The following is a 17,269-nucleotide window of genomic DNA, read 5'->3' on the forward strand; positions in this document are numbered from 1 at the left end:
TCCGCCCGCCTCCCGTGGTATGAACGCGGCGTGGAATCACGGTACCGCGCCGCAGAAGCCGCCCAGTTCGTCGAGACGTACGGCCCTCGCTGGGGCGAGGATCTGGCCCTGCGCGTCTACACGTCGCGCCTGCTCGGCCAGGACCCCGATCTCGTGCTGCACGGCGGCGGCAACACCTCCGTCAAGACGCGGGTGACCGAGCTCGTCGGCGACACGACCGAGGTGCTCTACGTGAAGGGCAGCGGCTGGGATCTCGGCGCGATCGAGCCCGACGGCTTCCCCGCCTGCCGGCTCGCGCAGCTCCGAAGGCTCTGCGAGCTGCCGAGCATGACCGACGAGCAGATGGTCGCGCTCCTCCGCTCGCACATGCTCGAGCCGAGCGCGCCGACGCCGTCCGTCGAGGCCCTGCTCCACGCCTATCTGCCCTTCAAGTACATCGATCACACGCACGCCGACGCCGTGCTCGCCGTCGTCGACCAGCCGGGCTCGAACCAGCTCGTGCGCGAGGTCTTCGGCGACCGCGTGCTCTTCATCCCCTACGTGATGCCCGGCTTCGCGCTGGCAAAGAAGGTCGCGGATCTGTGGCGCGCGCTCACCCGCGCGGGCCGCGAGCCGAACGTGATGATCCTCGACAAGCACGGGATCTTCACGTGGGGCGAGACCGCGATGGAGAGCTACGAGCGCATGATCGCGAACGTGACGCGCGCCGAGCGCTGGCTCGAAGAGGCGACGGCCCTCTCGCGGCGCACGATCTCGAGCCCCTCGCCCGACGCCTGCGCGCGCCTCGCGCCGATGATCCGCGGCGCCCTCGCCCGCGCCTCCGGCGAGCGCTGGATCTGCTCGTTCCGCATGACGCCGCAGATGGTGTCGTTCTGCGACCGCGACGACCTCGAAGAGATCACGCAGATAGGCCCGGCCACGCCCGATCACGTGCTGCGCACGAAGCCGAAGCCGCTGCTCCTGCCGCCGCTCTCGCCCGACGATCGGCACAAGACGAAAGCCACACTCGACGCCGCGCTCACCGCATACGCCGAGCAATACAAGGCCTACTTCCGCCGCTGCTCGGCCGCGCGCCCCGGCGAGCGGCGCGAGCTCGACCCCTGGCCGCGCGTGCTGCTCATCGAGGGCCTCGGCGCGTTCACCGTAGGCAAGACGCGCAAGGACGCCGAGATCACGGCCGACATCTACGAGCACACGACGGGCGTGATCGAGCAGGCCACGGCGAACGCCGGCTACGAGCCCGCGAGCGAGCTCGACATCTTCGACGTGGAGTACTGGAGCCTGGAGCAAGCGAAGCTGAAGAAGGGCGCGGGCGCGGGCAAACCGCTCGATCGGCACGTCGCATTCGTGACGGGCGCGGCCTCGGGAATCGGCTTCGCCACGGCGCGCGCGCTGCTCACCGCGGGCGCGCACGTGACGCTCACGGATCGGGACGAAGATGCCCTCGAGCGCGCCGCGAAGCCGCTCGTCGACGCACACGACGATCGCGTGTTCCTGCTGCCCTGCGACGTGACCTCGAAGGAGGACGTGCGCGTGGCGATCCGCAAGGCGACGCTGCGCTTCGGCGGGCTCGACGTGGTCGTGTCGAACGCAGGCGCAGCATTCGAGGGGCCGATCCACGGGGAGCAGGGCGACAGCGCGCTGCGCGCCTCGCTGGAGGTGAACTTGCTCGGGCACCAGAACGTCGCGCGCTTCGCCTCCGACATCCTGATCCAGCAAGGCGCAGGCGGCGTCTTGCTCTTCAACGCATCGAAGAGCGCATTCAACCAGGGCCCCGACTTCGGCCCGTACGCAATCCCCAAGGCCGCGCTCGTCGCACTCACGCGCCAGTACGCCGTGGATCTCGCGCCCTACGGGATCCGCTCGAACGCCGTGAACGCCGACCGCATCCGCACGGGCATCTTCGGCGGCGGCATGCTCGAAGCCCGCGCCCGCGCCCGCGGTGTCGGCGTGGATGAATATTTCCGGGCAAACCTCCTCCGCCGCGAAACCACCGCGACCGACGTGGCCCAAGCCTTCGTCTACCTCGCCACGGCCGAGGCAACGACAGGCTGCGTCATCACGGTCGACGGTGGAAATGCAGCGGCGTTCCCGCGGTAGGTCGATTGAATTGCGTCGGGAGGACGACGTACCATCCGCGTCGTGCGTCCCTTCCAAACCCTCTCCGTCCTCGCACTCTCCGCCCTCTCGCTCGCCAGCACGGGGTGCATCAAGAAGATGTTCCTCGAAGGCCAGATCGAGGCCACAGCCACAGCCTCGGCCGCCATCGACACGCTGACCGACTACGAGGTCGCGAAGACCGTCGCGTTCAACGGCATCGGCCAGTTCGAGGGCATGCATTACCTCGCCCCGGACAACGAGGTCGCGCTCTTCGCACTCGCCAAGACCTGGACGAGCGCCACGTTCGCGTTCATCGAGGACGAGCTCGAGCAAGCCGAAGACGAAGAAGGCCTCGAAGGTCCGCGGTATCTGTACCTGAGAAACCGCTCATCCGCGGCCTACGATCGCGGCCTGCGATACGCGCTCATGCTCCTCGAGATGTACCACCCAGGCTTCGAGGGCGCGCGCAAGAACGACGACACGATCCGCGCCTACACCTCGCAGTTCACGGATCCCGAGCGCGACGCCCCCGCCCTCTTCTGGGCCGGCTACGCGTGGATCAGCAAGACGAACATCCTGAAGGACGACCCGGCAGCCGTCGGAGATCTGTTCGTCGGCGTCGCGCTCATGGAGCGATCCGTGGCGCTCGATCCGAAATACATGAACGGGAGCGGCCACACGATCCTCGGCGCATATCACGCCCGCACCGCGATGGCCGAGCTCGACGAAGCAAAGAAGCACTTCGATCAGTCCCTCGCGATCCACGGCGGCAAGATGCTCCTGACGCAGGTGCAGTACGCCGCGAAGTACCATTGCTTCAAAGGCGACAAGGACAGCTACGTGAAAGCGCTGACCGAGGTCGTCGAAGCCGGCGACGTCTTCCCCGAGCAGCGTCTCGCAAACGTGGTCGCAAAGCGCCGCGCCGCGCGTTACCTCGGCAAGGTGCGCATGCGCGAGTGCGGGTTCTGAAGCGTCGCGCCGGGGCGCTGCCCCGGACCCCGCGGGGGCTATCCGCCCCTCGACCCGGACCAGGGCAAGCCCTGGACCTCAGGTGGAAAAACTGCGCGATGCGCAGTTTTTCCAGCAGGCCGGTGGCGAGACCATGAGGGTGCGTTTCACGCGGAACCGTCAGCGCCGCTGTCTTGCTGGGCAGGGGCGTCGACGGTCTTGATTCGGCCCGTTCGATGAACTGCGCATCGCGCAGTTCATCGACCACGAGTCCAGCGCTTGCGCTGGTCCGGGTGCAGGGGCGGACAGCCCCTGCTGGGGCCTGGGGCAAAGCCCCAGCTAGCCCCCGTCTTTGCCGGCTTCGAGCATTTCCTTCAGCAGATCGTCCATCGGATCCGCGGCCTTCGGCGCCTCCGCGTCGGGCGCTCCTGCGTCGGCTCCGCCGCCGAGCATCTCCTTCAGCAGCGCATCCATCTCGTCAGCGCCTGCGCCTGCGTCCGCGCCTGCATCCGGGGTGCTGTCCATGGCCGGGATCACGTCGCCCGTGGGCTTTGGCTTCACGGCTTCCTTCGCCGCGATCCCCAACCCGTCTGCGCCCCACTTCGCGATGTCTTCCTTCGAGCATGGCTTGAGGTTGTTCGTGTCCTCCTGCACGCATTCGAGCAGCCATGCCTCGCGCGGCGCGGTCCCGTCCTGTGCGGCCTGCGCCCGCGCTTTTGCGACGTCACCCGCGATGGTGAAGCTCGAGATGGATGGCGCGACGATCACGAGGCCGAGCCCCACGGCGAGCAGTGCGACGAAGGGCAGGACCACGCGGTAGACGTCGATGATCGGCCGCGAGAAGCGGAAGCTCGCGATGAAGAGGTTCAACCCCATGGGCGGCGTCACGTACGCGATCTCGAGGTTCAACAGGAACATGACCGCGAGGTGGAACGGGTTGATGTGGAACGTCGCCGCGAGCGGGATGAGCAGCGGGATCGCCACGAGCAGCGCGCCGAACGGTTCCATCACCATGGCGAGCACGAAGACGAAGAAGTTCAGGACCAGGATGAACTGCCAGGCGGCGTTCATTCCTCGCTCCATGAAGAACTCGAGGATCGCCTGCGGCATGCCGGCCTGGATGATGTAGTTCGTCATGGCCGTGGCCATCGCGAGGATGAGGATGATCGCCCCGGAGAGCATCATCGCGTCCTTCGCCACCCTCACGACCTTGCGCAGGGTCAGATCCTTGTAGACGAAGACCTCGACGATCAGCGTGTAGATCACGGCCGCGCCGGCGCTCTCGTCGAGCTCCATGAGCCCCGTCGCCAGGCCGAGGGCGACGAGCAGCGGGGTCGCGAGCTCCCACTTCACGTGCCAGATCGCGGAGCCGGCTTCTTTGAGGTCAAACTTTGCTCGCGGGATGCGTGAGCGCTTGCCCTCGTAGAACGCGTAGCCGCAGAGCAGCACCATCAAGAGGAGGCCCGGGGGCAGCGTCGCCTTGTAGGCGCGCGTCACGTCCACGCCCGCGATGAAGGCGTAGATCATGACGAGCGGGCTCGGGAAGAAGAGCAGGCCCATCGCCCCGGCCGTCGTGACGAGGCCGAGCGTGAACTTCTCCGAATAACCCTGACGGCGAAGCGCCGGATAGAGCAGGCCGCCGATCGCGACGATGGTCACGCCGCTACCGCCCGTCAGCGTCGCGAAGAACGCGCTCGCCACGGTGCACACGATCGCGAGGCCCCCGGGCATCCAGCCGAGCACCGCCGAGGCGGCGCGGACGATGCGATCGGGCGTCTTCGATTCGGCCATCAAATAGCCGACGAACGTGAAGAGCGGGATCGTGGCGAGGATGGGCGTGTTCGAGAACCTGTCTTCGAGCACGTTCGCCGCGATGAACCGGACGAAGCGCTGATCGGGCAGATCCGAGCCGAGCCACGACAGGATGGAGATGCCGCCCATCACGGCGAAGAGCGGCATCCCCACGAGCGTGAGGACGATGAGGACGATCACCCAGGCCTTCATTGCGCCCCCTCCCCCGCCGCTGCGGGCGCATTTGGCGCGCCGTCTTCATCCGGCTCTTCGGCCTCTGACTCGACCGAGGCGTGGCCGGACGCGACGAGCAGCGCGCGGAGCAGCACGCGCAGGCCGATGATCCAGAGCCCCACGACCCACATGAGGTTCATGTCGTGTATGAGCACGCCGCGCGCGCTCTCGCCGGGCAGGTTCACGATGGCGATACGCGGCTCTTCTTCGGCGCCCGGCGGAGCCTTCATGCTCGCGAGCTCCTCCGCGGTGAAGCGCTCGGCGAAGCCCGCCTCGTCGAGCCAGGTGTTCCACGTGCGGCCGTTCATGCGTGAAGGATCGTCCCAGCGGACGCCCTTGAAGACGACGCCGGGCATGGCCCGCAGATCGAGCGCGAGCTGCTTGCGCAGGACGAACAGGTGCAGCGACGAGGTGTGCGCGATGCCCGAGACCTTCTCCGCGATCGGCGCCTCCCTTCGCTGCCCGAAGCCCTCGATCGAGATGTAGTCGAGGAAGCCGAAGCCTGCGGTGAAGCAGACGACGGCCGTCGCGAGGGCGCCCGCGATGTGCACGAAGGGGCGGAGCTTCGGCTGCATGAAGCGCAGCACGACGTCCATGTTGATGTGCTTCGATCGCGCCGCCGCGAGCGAGCCGCCGATGAGCGCGACGAGCAACGTGAGGCGCGTGGCGACTCCACGCAGGCCCCCGACGAGCGTGAGCGCCGAGCCCTCCTGGAGCCAGTTCAGGATCGCGTCGAAGTGATCCACGCCCACCTTGCGCCACGCCGGCGCGATGCCTGCGCCGATGGCCATCGCCACGATCGTCACGATTGCGCGCTTCGTCTCGTCGTCGACCTTCGCGCGCGCCGTCCCGAACCGCGCCAGCGCGCCGAGGATCGCCGCGCCGAAGAGCGCGCGAAACACCGTCCCGGCGGCGTTCTCCGCTTGCACCGGCGCGGCCATGCCGCGCAGCGAGATCCACGCGACCAGCGAGAACACGAGCGCGAGCAGCACCACGAAGAGCAGGCGCGATTCGAACCACGTGAGCGCTCGCTCGATCCGCACGAACGGCTGGCCCCACGCGGCGCCTACGCGTGGCGGCTCCGCGTGGGCCTTCGCGTCCTCTTCACGCGCCGATGCGTCCTCTGCTTCGCCCTTCTCCGTGCTCGCTGAAGCGTCGGATTCGCTGGGCCCTTCGCCCTCGGCCGGGTCTTTCTTTTCGTCGTCGCCCTGGCCGTCGTCGTCGCGTTCGCCTGCCATGGCGCGACATTAACGGTTTCATGAAGCCCCGGTAAACGGCGGCGAACGCTTCGACGCTGTGCGTAAGATAGTTTTCCCTGGCTGGATCCAGGCTCCGCGAGCCCGTGATGCGTGGACAAACGGGAGCACGCGGGCTAACGAAACCCGCATGGAACAGCGCGCCGACGTCGTCATCGTGGGGGCCGGGCACAACGGACTCGCGGCGGCCATCCTCCTCGCTCGGAAGAAGTTCCGGGTTCTGGTCCTGGAAGAAAAACCCACCCTCGGCGGCGCCACGAAAACCGAATTCCCGTTTTCCCGCGCCCCGAAGCTCGGCATCTCGACCGGCGCGTACCTGCTCGGCCTGATCCCGCCGGAGCTCATCGCGAAGCTCGGCGTCGATCTGCCCATGAAGCGGCGTGACCCGCACTACTTCCTTCCCACGAGGGGCAATCGCTACCTGCTCTTCGGATCCGACACGGCGTCGATGCGCCGGCAGATCTCGGAGTTTTTCTCGGAGGCGGACTGGAACGCGAACGTCGCGCTGAACGAGGAGATCGCGGCGATCCGTGACGACATCGCGAAGACGTGGCTCGAAGAGCCGCTGTCGCTCGAGGAGACGGCCGAGCGTTACGTGCGGCCCGCGCTGCAGAAGGCGTTCGTCGATCTCTGCCGCGGGCCCGTGAGCGACTACCTCGATCGTTTCGGGTTCCGGAGCGACCTCATCAAGGCGATGTACGCCGTGACCGACGGTTTTTCCGGGCTCTCGGGCGGCTACGACTCACCTGGCACGGGCATGAACTTCCTCGTCCACAACATGTGCCGCCTGCCTGGCGCGGACGGGACGTGGATGGTCGTCGAAGGCGGCATGGGCACGGTGTCGCAGAAGCTCGCAGCGAAGGCGCGCGCCGAGGGCGCGGTGATTCGCGAAGGCGCGAAGGTCGCGTCGATCGAGGTGACGGACGGCGCGGTGAGCGGCGTGCTTCTCGAGGATGGTTCGCGGATCGCCACGAAGGTCGTGGTGTCGAACGCGGATCCGTACCGGACGCGCGGGCTCGTGGGGAAAGAGCATCTGCCAGCGTCGTTGTGGCAGCGCATCGACGAGGTGCAGCGGCCGGGCACGACGATGAAGGTGAACATGGCGCTCGGAAAGCTGCCGACGTTCACGTGTTTGCCCGAGGATCGCGGGCAATACGGCTCGACGATCCACCTCCTGCCCGACGAGGACGACGTGCTCGCGTCGCTGCGAAACGCCCACGCCGACGCGATGGCCGGTCGCCTGCCGGAGTTCCCGTCGATGGAGTGGTACATCCACACGGCCGTCGACGGCTCGCTTCGTGATCCGGAAGGGCGCCACAACGCCGCGCTCTTCGTGCAATGGGTTCCCTACGAGCTCGAAGGAGGTCGCTCCTGGGACGACGCGCTGCCTGGCTACGTGAAGCAGCTCCTCTCGATCTGCGATCGCTTCGCGCCCGGCACGAGTGATCTCGTGGAGGACACGTTCGCGCTGTCGCCGAAGGGAATCGAGCGACATTTCGGCATCACGTACGGCCACATCCACCACGTGGACAACAGCTACGGGTTTGCCGAGCGCATGCCGTATCGCTTCGGCGTCCCCGGCCTCTACCTCGCGAGCGCCGGCGCGCACCCGGCCGGCGCGGTGATCGGCGCCGCGGGGCACAACGCAGCAGAGGCCGTGATCAAGGACCTCGGCTAACCTCTCGTCGTGTTCTCGCCCGTCGGCATCTCCCTCGCCGCAGCGATCTCGGCGCTCGCAGGTCTCATGGAGATCGCCCGGGCCGCTCGGCTCGTGCGCGTGGGCAAGATCGCGACGGCGCGCGTCGTCGTGAACACATCCGCCGAAGCCGACGACGACGATCCGCCGCCGAAGCTCCGTTTCCGAACGGAGGACGGGCTCGACATCGAGGTCGTCGAGCGGACCCGCAAGGCCGGCGACGAGGTGCGCATCGGCGCGGAGGTGCCCGTGCTCTACGATCCGCGGGATCCCGAGCGCGCGCGGCGGAACGCGTCGGCGCAGATCTGGGGCCCGGGGCTCGTGTGGATCGCGTTCGCCGCGCTGCTCGGCGTCGCTGCGGTCGTCCAGGCGCTCGTGACCTAGCCGTCCGTGTCACAAAACAAGCACGGACTCTCCCCACCCGAGCGTACCAGAACGAAGTAGTATCGCCCGAGACCGTGACCTCGGCCCAAAACCCCATCGGCACGTCGGATCCTCCGGCCGCTCCCCAGGGCTACAAACCCACGCTTCTCGACGGAACGCCGTACCGCTTCCTCGCGCCGCTCAGCCGCGGAGGCATGGGCGACGTGGTGGAGGCCGAGCACGTCGCGCTCGGCAAACGTGTGGTCGTGAAGCTCCTGCAGGAGCGGCACGCCAGCCGTCCCGACTACGTCGATCGGATGCGGATCGAGGCGCAAGCGCTGGCGAAGATCACGCACCCGAACCTGGTGCAGGTGACCGACTTCGGACAGACGGCCGAAGGACGGACGTTCCTCGTGATGGAGCGCCTCTACGGGCGGAACCTGCGCGAGGAGCTCGAGCAGCGGACGTTCTTCCCGGTGGCCGAGGCGATCGACGTCGTACGTCAGGCGCTCGCAGGCCTCGCCGCCGCGCACGACGCGGGTGTCGTGCATCGCGACGTGAAGCTCGACAACCTCTTCCTGTGCGACGCGCCGGAGGGCGCGCGTCGCGTGGTGAAGGTGCTCGATTTCGGCGTCGCCAAGGTGATCGGCGTGATGGGGGACAGCACGCCCCTGCCGCTCGCATTCCCCACGGCCGAAGGCGTGGCGATGGGCACGCCGCGCTTCTTCTCGCCCGAGCAAGCGCGCGGTCGGCCCGTCGACGGTCGCGCGGATCTCTACGCCGTGGGCATGGTGCTCTACGCGCTGCTCGCAGGGCGCGGGCCGTTCGATCACATCACGACGCTGCTCGAGCTGACGCGCGCGCACGCGTTCCAGGTGCCGGAGCCGCCGTCGCGATACGCGATGCAGGCGCTGCCGACCGGGCTCGATACGATCGTGCTGCGGGCGCTCGCGAAGGAGCCCGCGGATCGTTTCGCCACGGCGCGGACGTTCGCCGCGGAGCTCGAGCGCGTCGCGGACGGCCTCTCCGCGAGCAACATCCGCCCGCGCTGGGACACGACGGACGTGATGCCGACGGTGCCGGTCGTGAAGAAGGCGCCGGAGCCGGTCGTGGACGACGAGCCCGCGACGATGCGCGTGGACACGCTGCCGAAAGGCGCGCTGCCGAAGGCGATGCCGGACGACGACGACGACGCGCCCGACACGCCGACGCGTCGCCTGGAGCGGCCCATGCCGTTCATGCGCGGGCAACGCAAAAGCGCGTTGCCGCCGCTGCCGTTGCCCGAGGCGGCGCCTGCGCCCGCGCCCGCGCCTGCGCCTGCAGCCGCGTGGGAAGCCAAGCAGCCCGCGACGATCAGCGAGCCGCCGAAGACGCTGGAGAACATCCCGCTGCCGTTCTCCGAGCCGTCGACGCTCCCGCGGAGCGACGCGGCCACCTCGCAGCCCGCGAAGCCCCAACAGGCGTCCTCGCTCCCGCCGGATCCGATGCTCGACGCGACGCTCACCGCAGCGATGCGCGCGCCGCTGCCGCCGAGCGACACGTCCGCGCTGCCGCCGGATCCCATCCTCGACGCGACGTTCCCCTCGGGCCCGCGCGCCGAAGAGCCCGCGCAAGCCCGCAGCCCGTCCGGGCATCCCGCCGCGAACCGCGTGCCCTCGGAGCACCCCGCGGCCCCCGCGCACTCGGGCTCCGAACGGCCTACCTCGTCCGGCGGAACGGGCCGCGCGGATCGGATCTCCGCCCTGCCCGGTCGAAACCCCGATCGGCCTTCGATCGTCCCCGGGCGTGAAGGTCGCGTCTCCGTCCTGCCCGGCCGCACGGATCGCACCTCGGCGCTGCCGACGCGCCCCGATCGCATCTCCGCCCTGCCCGCTCGCCCGGAGCGCACGTCGAACGTCCCGCCGCGCGCGGCCGAGCCCACCGCCGCGGCGCCCGAGCGACGCAGCAACCTCCCCGCCGCCGCGCCGCTGCATCCGCCCGCGCCGCTGCCCGAGGAGCGCATCTCGGTCCCGCCGCCCGGCCCCGGCGGCGTGCGCCCGCTGCGCGCGCCCGTGCCCTGGCGAAGGCGCCCCGCAGCCGCATCGACGAGCGGCGCGGCGCGTGGCGCAGCGGCCACGACGCAGAACAAGCCCGTCGAGGTCGAGCAGGGCAAGCAACAGATGGCGATCCTCGTGATCGTCGCGGCGATCGCCTTCCTCGCGGCCCTCGTGCTGATCGCGCTTCGTTTGCGCTGACGGCGTCGCTCAGAAGCGGCCGACGAGCCCGATCCCGGTCGGCCCGATGTTGAGCCGAACCGAGGTGGTCTCGGGGCTCTTCTTGGGCTCGCCGCCGGAGAGGAAAATGCCCGCGACGCCGACGCCGACGCCGACGACCGCGAGCGCAAACGCGACGTTGGAGACGTTGGCCAGCGTCTTCGCGGAATCGTTCACGGGCGTAGCTTCGTCGAGCGCGGCCTGCGTCGGGCACGTCCCCGCGGGGCAGAGATCCTCCACGGTGCCCGCGCGCGAGAGCGAGAGCGCCCCGGTCACCGCCCCCGCGATGAGCCCCGCGCCGCCCACGCCGAAGCCCACGTAGACGAGCGGCGAGACGCGCCGGCCGGTATCGCCGCCGTCATCCGACGCCGCCGCATCGCCGAGCGCGAGCGTGACCTTTTGCCGCTGCGCCTCCGCGATCTCGATCTCCTTCGACACGGGCGGCAGCCCCGTCGCCGCCGCCGAGACCTCGTGCTTGCCCGGGTTCACCGGCTGCGCCGCGCGCGCGGTCTCGCTCGGCACGAGCACGCCGTCGATCTTCACCTCGACGGGCGCGCTCTCGGGCACGCCCTGCACGACGACCGTGAGCGTCGGGATGCGCGGCTCGATCTCGGCGGCGAGCTTCTTCGCGGCCTCGCGCGCCTCGGTGAACGGCTTCGGCTCGCCGGGCTTCACGGGCAAACGCGTGACCTCGAGCGCGGCCCGATGCGCCTCGACGAGGTGCCCGAGCTTCTCCTCGGTGCGCGCGACCTCGATGCCCGTCGAAGGCACGCCCATGATCGCGTGCGCGGCGCGATAGGCGCGCAGCGCGCCGGCGAAATCCTTCTTCTCGACCTTGGCGTCGCCCTCGTCCATGAGCGCGCGCGCCATGTCGCGCTCGGTCTTCGATTGCGCGTGCGCGACGGCGTCTGCCGCAACGATCGTCGTGACGCCGAGGAGCCACGCGACGAGCGTCCTCCGCGCTCGCCCTCGTGCCCTTTCAGAACCCACGATCACGTTTCGTTTTCCCCGTGGAGATGGAGGTCGAAGTCGAGGTCGGCTTGACGGGCGCCGCGGACGCCTTCGCCGACGCGATCGGCGGCGCCGCGACGGCGGTCTCGCTCGGCGTCGCGGTGGGCGTCGCAGCAGGCGTCGCGACGGGCTCCGGCGTGGGCGCCGGCGCTGCAGTTTGCGCAGGTGGCTTCGTCGTCACGTCGGTCGGCAGCGCGGCCGCCGCGTTTTCACCTTCGGTCCCGTCGCCCTTCGTGAGCACGACGATCACGATCAGGATCAGCACGACGATCCCGAGCGCACCTGACACGACCGTCACCAGCGCACGTCGTCGCGACGAGCTCTTCCACTCGGCGTGCGTGACCGAGGAGCCATGAAACGTTTGCAACGGCGGCGGCGCCGCAGCCGCGCCGCTCGCGGCCCACGTGGGCAGCGCTGTCTCCGGCAAGCCCGGCGGAGGCGTGGCGACCGAAGGCCCGGTGTTCATCATCGGCGGCGGCGTCGCGCCCGAGACCCACGCAGCGCCCGAGCTCGACGCGCCGCTCCCCGGCAGCGGCGTCAAGCTGCCCGGAGGCTGCGCCGTCGGAGCCGATCGCGGCGCCGCAGTCGTCTCCAGCCGGAACGGCGACGCCGGCGCGGCATACCCGCCCGCCGTGAGCGCGCCGAGGAACGCATCCGCGAGCTCCTTGGCCGACTGGAACCGCTGCGCCGGATCCCGCGCGAGCGCCCGCAAGAACCAGGCATCGAGCGTGGGCAAAAGCCCCGGCCGCCGCTGGCTCGGCGGCATGAAGCTACCGCGCTCGATCGCGATGCACACCGCGCCGAGCGTCTCGCCCTGGAACGGCACCTGCCCCGTGAGCGCGCGATACATGACGACGCCCACCGACCACAGATCCGCCCGATGATCCACGCGCCGCGCGCTCAGGATCTGCTCGGGGCTCATGTAGTGCGGCGTGCCCACCATCGCGCCCGTGCCCGTCATGCCGTCGAGGCCTTCGCCCTCGGGCGTCGCGTGCTTGGCGATCCCGAAGTCGAGCACCTTCACGAACAGCTCGCCGTCCTGATCACACAGGAAGACGTTGTCGGGCTTCATGTCGCGATGAACGATGCCGAGCCCGTGCGCCTTCGAGAGAGCGCGCGCCACGTGCACGACGATCGTCGCCGCCTCGTCGAGGCCGATCGTGCCGATCTTCGAGAGCCGCATGCGAAGGTCCTCGCCTTCGAGCAGCTCCATCACGATGTACGGCGTGCCGTCGGGCGTGATGCCGTGATCGAAGACCTGAACGACGTTCGGGCTCTTGATCTGCGCGCTCGCCATGGCCTCGCGCGTGAAGCGAGCCACGTACTCCTGGTCCTGCGCGAGGCGCTCGGACATGAACTTCACGGCGACCTGCGTGCGCAGCGTCTGGTGCTCTGCGAGCCACACGCTGCCCATACCGCCGCGCTTGAGCGGACGAAGCAGACGCACGTTGGTACCGACGATCGCGCCGGCCGAAAGGCTCACGGCGCGGAGAATACCACGGCATCCGCTGCGGTGAGCCTCATTCGACGGCCCCTGAGCGCCTTGCTAGCCCTTGTCCCGCTTCGCGTCGTCCATCCGGATCTCGTGCAAGAGCTCCTCGACGCGATACGCGCTGTCCTGGCCCGTGTCGTAGATGAACTTGAGGTCCGGGGCCCGCCGAAGCTGGACCGCCTTGCCGACGTCGCGCCGGAGCCGTCCCCCGGCCGCCTCGAGCCCCTTCAGCATCGACCGGCGCTCCGGTTCGCCCTGCGCTGCGCCGAGTTCGTGCCGCACGAAGACCCGCGCCGTCTGCAGATCGTCGGTCATCTCCACGCGCGAGATGAGCACCCCGAAGAGGCGCGGATCCGCCATGTCCCGCAAGAGCGCCGCGAGCTCCTCCCGGACCCGCGCCGCCACCCGAGCCGACCGCAATCCCTGTCCACTCACGCGGATTCCCCTTCGTCGTCGTCGTTGTCGTCGTGGAGCTCGCCGAGCATCTGCTCGATCCCGCCCACGACCCCTCGACCGCCTTCGCCGAAGCTCACGATCTCGCTCGCCCGATCGGCGAGCAGCGCGTCGGGGAGCGTGGAGGCCATGCTCACCACGCTGGAGATCATCTGATCACAAACCGTGTGCGAGTTCGACACGACCGCGACCCCGAGGGTGGCGTGCCGCGGATCGTCGAGGACCCCGACCTCCGCGACCGCCACCTTCAGCCGTGCTTGCACCCGCTCCTTGAACGAGCGGACGACGCTCCGTTTGTCCTTGAGCGACCGCGCCCCGGGCACATCCAACCTCAGCCTCAACACACCAACAAACATCGTCGTTCGCCGGCGCTACCCGGGTCCGCGGTCACCCCGAAGCTCAGGTGAGCTTCGTCTTGATCTCTTCGATCTCGAAGGACTCGATGACGTCGTTCTCCTTGATGTCCTGGTAGTTCTCGAGCGAGATGCCGCACTCGAACCCCTCGGTCACCTCTTTCGCGTCGTCCTTGAAGCGGCGCAGGCCCGAGAGCTTGCCCGTCCAGACGACGACGTTGTCGCGGATGAGCCGCGCCTCCGCCGTCCGCTTCACGAGTCCGCTCGTCACCATGCAGCCGGCGACCGTGCCGATCTTCGCCACACGGAAGACCTGACGAACCTCCGCCCGGCCGAGCTGCTTCTCGACCTTGGTGGCAGGCAGGAGGCCTTCCATCGCGGACCGGATGTCGTCGACCGCGTTGTAGATGATGTTGTAGAGCCGGATCTCGACGCCCTCGGTCTCGGCATGGCCGGCAGCCTTGCCCGCGGGACGGACGTTGAACCCGACGATGATCGCCTTCGAGGCGACCGCCAAGTTCACGTCGCCCTCGGTGATGCCACCGACGCCGGCGTGCACGATGGTGACCTTGACCTTCTGCGTCGAGAGCTTCGAGAGCGCATGGCAGATGGCCTCGACCGAGCCCTGCACGTCGCCCTTCACGATGAGCTTCAGCTCGAGCTGATCGCTCTCCGCGAGGCGCGAGGTGAGCGTCTCCAGCGAGACACGCGAGTCCTGCGGGATGAGCGACTTCGACGCCTTCTTGCGACGCGTCTCCGCGATCTCCTCCGCCGTCTTCGCGTCCTTCACCGCGTGCACCGGATCACCCGCGCTCGGCACCTCGTTCAAGCCGAGCACCTCGACCGGCGTCGCAGGGCCCGCCTGCGACACCGTGCGACCGAGCTCGTCCGTCATCGCCCGGACCTTACCCCACACGCTGCCGGCGATGATGATGTCGCCCGTGCGCAGGGTGCCGTCCTGGATCATGACGCGCGCGACCGGGCCGCGGCCTCGATCGAGCAGCGCCTCGATGACCGTCGCGCTCGCGCGGCGCTTCGGGTAGGCCTTGAGCTCCAGGATCTCGGCCTGCAGGATGACCGACTCGAGGAGCTGATCGATGTTCTGCCCGGTCTTCGCCGACACGTGCACGAACATCGTCTGGCCGCCCCACTCCTCCGGCTGGAGCCCGAGGTTCGCGAGGTCGCGCTTGATCTTGTCGGGATCCGCGCCCGGCTTGTCGATCTTGTTCACCGCGACGATGATCGGCACCTTCGCGGCCTGCGCGTGCGAGATCGCCTCGCGCGTCTGCGGCATGACGCCGTCGTCCGCCGCGACCACGAGCACGACGATGTCCGTGAGCGAGGCGCCGCGGGCGCGCATCGCCGTGAACGCCTCGTGACCCGGCGTGTCGAGGAACGCGATCGTCCCACGCGGCGTCTCGACGCGATACGCGCCGATGTGCTGCGTGATGCCGCCCGCCTCGCCCTCGGCCACGCTGGCCTTGCGGATCCGGTCGAGCAGCGACGTCTTGCCGTGGTCGACGTGACCCATGACCGTGACGATCGGCGGACGAAGCTCGAAGTCCATGTCCGCCTCGGACTCGACGCGCGTCGCGTCCTCGAGCGTCTGGGTCTCGCTGACCGCCACGTCCTCGACGTTCCAGCCGAACTCGCTCGCGACGATCTTCGCGGTGTCGGCGTCGAGCGTCGAGTTGATGTTCACGCCCGTCATCCCCATGCTGAGGAGCTTCAGGAGAACATCCGTCGACTTGACGCTCATCTTCGCGGCGAGCGCCTGCAGGCTGACCTGCTCCTCGATTTTGACGACCTTCTTGTGCGAGGCCATCTCCTGCGTGGAGACCTGCGCCGGGCCGCGCCGCTGCTGGATCGGAGGCCCACCCGGACGACCACGGAAGCCGCCCATGCCGGGCCGCTGCGGGCCGCTGCGCGGTCCACCCGGCTGCCCCGGACGACCCGTCTGCGGGCCGAAGCCCGTGCCCGGACGACCCGGCTGCGGGGCCTGGGCGCGCGGATCGTAGGTCGTGCGGCGCGGCGTGCTCGTGCGCTGCGCGGCCGGCATCGGGACGCCGGGGCGGCCCTGCCACACGTCGATGCCCGTCTTCGGCGGGGACGACGGACGCGGCGGGACCGAGGACGGCGTATCCGAAGGCTTGCGCGGCGGCGGCACGGACGACGCAGGCGCCGTGCGAGCCGGCGGCGGCGCGCTCGGCGGCGGCGTGCGCCCCGGGCCCTGCTGCGGCGCAGGCGAGCGCGTCGTGGCCGGAGGCGGCGTCGTGGGCTTGGACGGGCCCTGCTGCGACGCACCGCCGGCACGTTGCGGCTGCTGCGACGGCGGAGCCGCGGCAGGCTTCGGCGCCGCGGGCGCAGGCTTCGCCGGCTCCTCGGCCTTCTTCGGCGGCTCGGCGGCCGCCTTCGGCGCAGGCGCAGGCTCCGCGGCCTTCGGCTCAGGCGTCGTCGCCGGAGCGGCCGGCGGCGCGGGCGGCGCCTTCGGCGTCTCGGCAGGCGCTGCGACCTGCTTGGCCGGCTCCTCGACCTGCTTGGCCGGCTCCGCTGCCGCCTTCGGCGCAGGCGCGGGCTCGGCCGCCTTGGGGGCGGGCGCGGGCTCGGCCGGGGCCGCCGCGGCCTTCGGGGCCTCGACAGCGACCGCAGGCGCAGGCGCGGGCTTCGGAGCCTCGACCGGCGGCGGGGGTGCCGCCTCCACGGGCTTCGGCGCGGGCGCCTCCGGGGCCTTCTCGACGGCGACGGGCTTCGGCGGCTCCGCGGCCGCGACCGGGGCCAGAGCGGGGGGCGGCGCAGGCGGAGCAACCTCGCGTGCCTCCTTCGCTTCACGTTCCACCGGCTGGGCGGGCGCCGTCTGCGTCGCTGCGGGCTTCTCGGGAGCGGGCGCGGGAGCAGGCTTCGCGGCCTCGACGACCGGCGCCGGTGCTTGCGCGGTCCTCGGCGCGGCAGGCGCGGCCGCCGTCGACGTCGGGCTCGTCGGGGCGGGAGCGGCGGATGGAGCGGAGGCGCGCGCGGGCGGGACGGCAGGAGCGGCGGCACGTGCGGGTGTCGTCGTCGGCTCGGGGCCGGAGGTCTCACCTTCGGTGCCCCGTGCGCGGCGCTTCACGACCGTCGGACGGATCCGTTCCTCGACCACCTCGGGCGCCTTTTGCCGCTCCAGATGGCGCTTTACGCGCTCCACCACATCGCTCTCGACCGCGCTCATGTGGTTGCGCACGTCGCCGATACCCATGGACTGGAAGAGCGCGACCAGCGTCTTCTGATCCATGTTGAGCTGTTTAGCGACCTCGTACACCCGAACTTTGCTCATGCACCTCGCT

The 17,269-nt window shown here is 69.8% G+C and carries 12 protein-coding genes; 5 read left to right on the forward strand and 7 right to left on the reverse strand.

Going from position 1 to position 17,269, the window contains the following annotated elements; genetic code table 11:
* The first annotated feature begins 30 nt into the window (after positions 1-30).
* Positions 31-2,100 carry a bifunctional aldolase/short-chain dehydrogenase gene (locus tag QHF84_RS02950; protein ID WP_281311610.1) on the forward strand — a complete coding sequence of 690 codons (2,070 nt, stop codon included), beginning with the start codon at positions 31-33 and terminating at the stop codon, positions 2,098-2,100.
* Between the two features lie 42 nt (positions 2,101-2,142).
* Positions 2,143-3,069 (forward strand): TRAP transporter TatT component family protein, encoded by a 927-nt coding sequence (locus QHF84_RS02955; RefSeq protein ID WP_281311611.1) that lies wholly within the window; start codon positions 2,143-2,145, stop codon positions 3,067-3,069.
* Between the two features lie 318 nt (positions 3,070-3,387).
* On the opposite strand, the gene QHF84_RS02960 is transcribed toward QHF84_RS02955, so the two are convergent.
* On the reverse strand, positions 3,388-5,052 hold the full coding sequence (locus QHF84_RS02960; protein WP_281311612.1) for a TRAP transporter large permease: 1,665 nt from the start codon (positions 5,050-5,052) through the stop codon (positions 3,388-3,390).
* On the reverse strand, positions 5,049-6,311 hold the full coding sequence (locus QHF84_RS02965; RefSeq protein ID WP_281311613.1) for a TRAP transporter small permease subunit: 1,263 nt from the start codon (positions 6,309-6,311) through the stop codon (positions 5,049-5,051). Before QHF84_RS02965 ends, QHF84_RS02960 begins: the two co-directional genes overlap by 4 nt.
* Positions 6,312-6,459: 148 nt before the next feature.
* Between QHF84_RS02965 and QHF84_RS02970 the strand changes: the two genes are divergently transcribed.
* From QHF84_RS02970 to QHF84_RS02980, 3 genes are all read left to right on the forward strand, one after another.
* Complete coding sequence (locus tag QHF84_RS02970; RefSeq protein ID WP_281311614.1) at positions 6,460-8,007, forward strand: NAD(P)/FAD-dependent oxidoreductase; 1,548 nt, start codon at positions 6,460-6,462, stop codon at positions 8,005-8,007.
* A 9-nt stretch (positions 8,008-8,016) separates the two neighbouring features.
* Positions 8,017-8,409, forward strand: coding sequence for a DUF3592 domain-containing protein (locus tag QHF84_RS02975; protein WP_281311615.1), 393 nt, complete (start codon positions 8,017-8,019; stop codon positions 8,407-8,409).
* Positions 8,410-8,483: 74 nt separating this feature from the next.
* Positions 8,484-10,622 (forward strand): protein kinase, encoded by a 2,139-nt coding sequence (locus tag QHF84_RS02980; protein ID WP_281311616.1) that lies wholly within the window; start codon positions 8,484-8,486, stop codon positions 10,620-10,622.
* Between the two features lie 9 nt (positions 10,623-10,631).
* Here the strand turns inward: QHF84_RS02980 and QHF84_RS02985 are convergent, their stop codons facing one another.
* The 5 genes from QHF84_RS02985 to infB form a co-directional block, all read right to left on the reverse strand.
* A complete protein-coding gene (locus QHF84_RS02985) occupies positions 10,632-11,630 on the reverse strand; it encodes a hypothetical protein (protein ID WP_281311617.1) in 999 nt (332 codons plus the stop codon).
* Positions 11,620-13,134, reverse strand: coding sequence for a serine/threonine-protein kinase (locus QHF84_RS02990; RefSeq protein ID WP_281311618.1), 1,515 nt, complete (start codon positions 13,132-13,134; stop codon positions 11,620-11,622). The genes QHF84_RS02985 and QHF84_RS02990 overlap by 11 nt, the downstream gene beginning before the upstream one ends.
* A 63-nt stretch (positions 13,135-13,197) precedes the next feature.
* A complete protein-coding gene (rbfA, locus tag QHF84_RS02995) occupies positions 13,198-13,578 on the reverse strand; it encodes a 30S ribosome-binding factor RbfA (RefSeq protein ID WP_281311619.1) in 381 nt (126 codons plus the stop codon).
* Complete coding sequence (locus QHF84_RS03000) at positions 13,575-13,952, reverse strand: DUF503 domain-containing protein (RefSeq protein WP_281311620.1); 378 nt, start codon at positions 13,950-13,952, stop codon at positions 13,575-13,577. Before QHF84_RS03000 ends, rbfA begins: the two co-directional genes overlap by 4 nt.
* A gap of 43 nt (positions 13,953-13,995) precedes the next feature.
* A complete protein-coding gene (gene infB, locus QHF84_RS03005; RefSeq protein WP_281311621.1) occupies positions 13,996-17,259 on the reverse strand; it encodes a translation initiation factor IF-2 in 3,264 nt (1,087 codons plus the stop codon).
* Positions 17,260-17,269: the final 10 nt, after the last annotated feature.

This window comes from Polyangium sp. y55x31 (genome assembly GCF_029946505.1).
GTDB lineage: Bacteria > Myxococcota_A > Polyangia > Polyangiales > Polyangiaceae > Polyangium.

What these genes read in the sequence shown, in the direction of transcription:
- QHF84_RS02960 (WP_281311612.1), bottom strand. Translation starts at nt 5,052, where the DNA reads ATGAAGGCCTGGGTGATCGTCCTCATCGTCCTCACGCTCGTGGGGATG.
- QHF84_RS02965 (WP_281311613.1), bottom strand. Translation starts at nt 6,311, where the DNA reads ATGGCAGGCGAACGCGACGACGACGGCCAGGGCGACGACGAAAAGAAA.
- QHF84_RS02970 (WP_281311614.1), top strand. Translation starts at nt 6,460, where the DNA reads ATGGAACAGCGCGCCGACGTCGTCATCGTGGGGGCCGGGCACAACGGA.
- QHF84_RS03000 (WP_281311620.1), bottom strand. Translation starts at nt 13,952, where the DNA reads ATGTTTGTTGGTGTGTTGAGGCTGAGGTTGGATGTGCCCGGGGCGCGG.
- infB (WP_281311621.1), bottom strand. Translation starts at nt 17,259, where the DNA reads ATGAGCAAAGTTCGGGTGTACGAGGTCGCTAAACAGCTCAACATGGAT.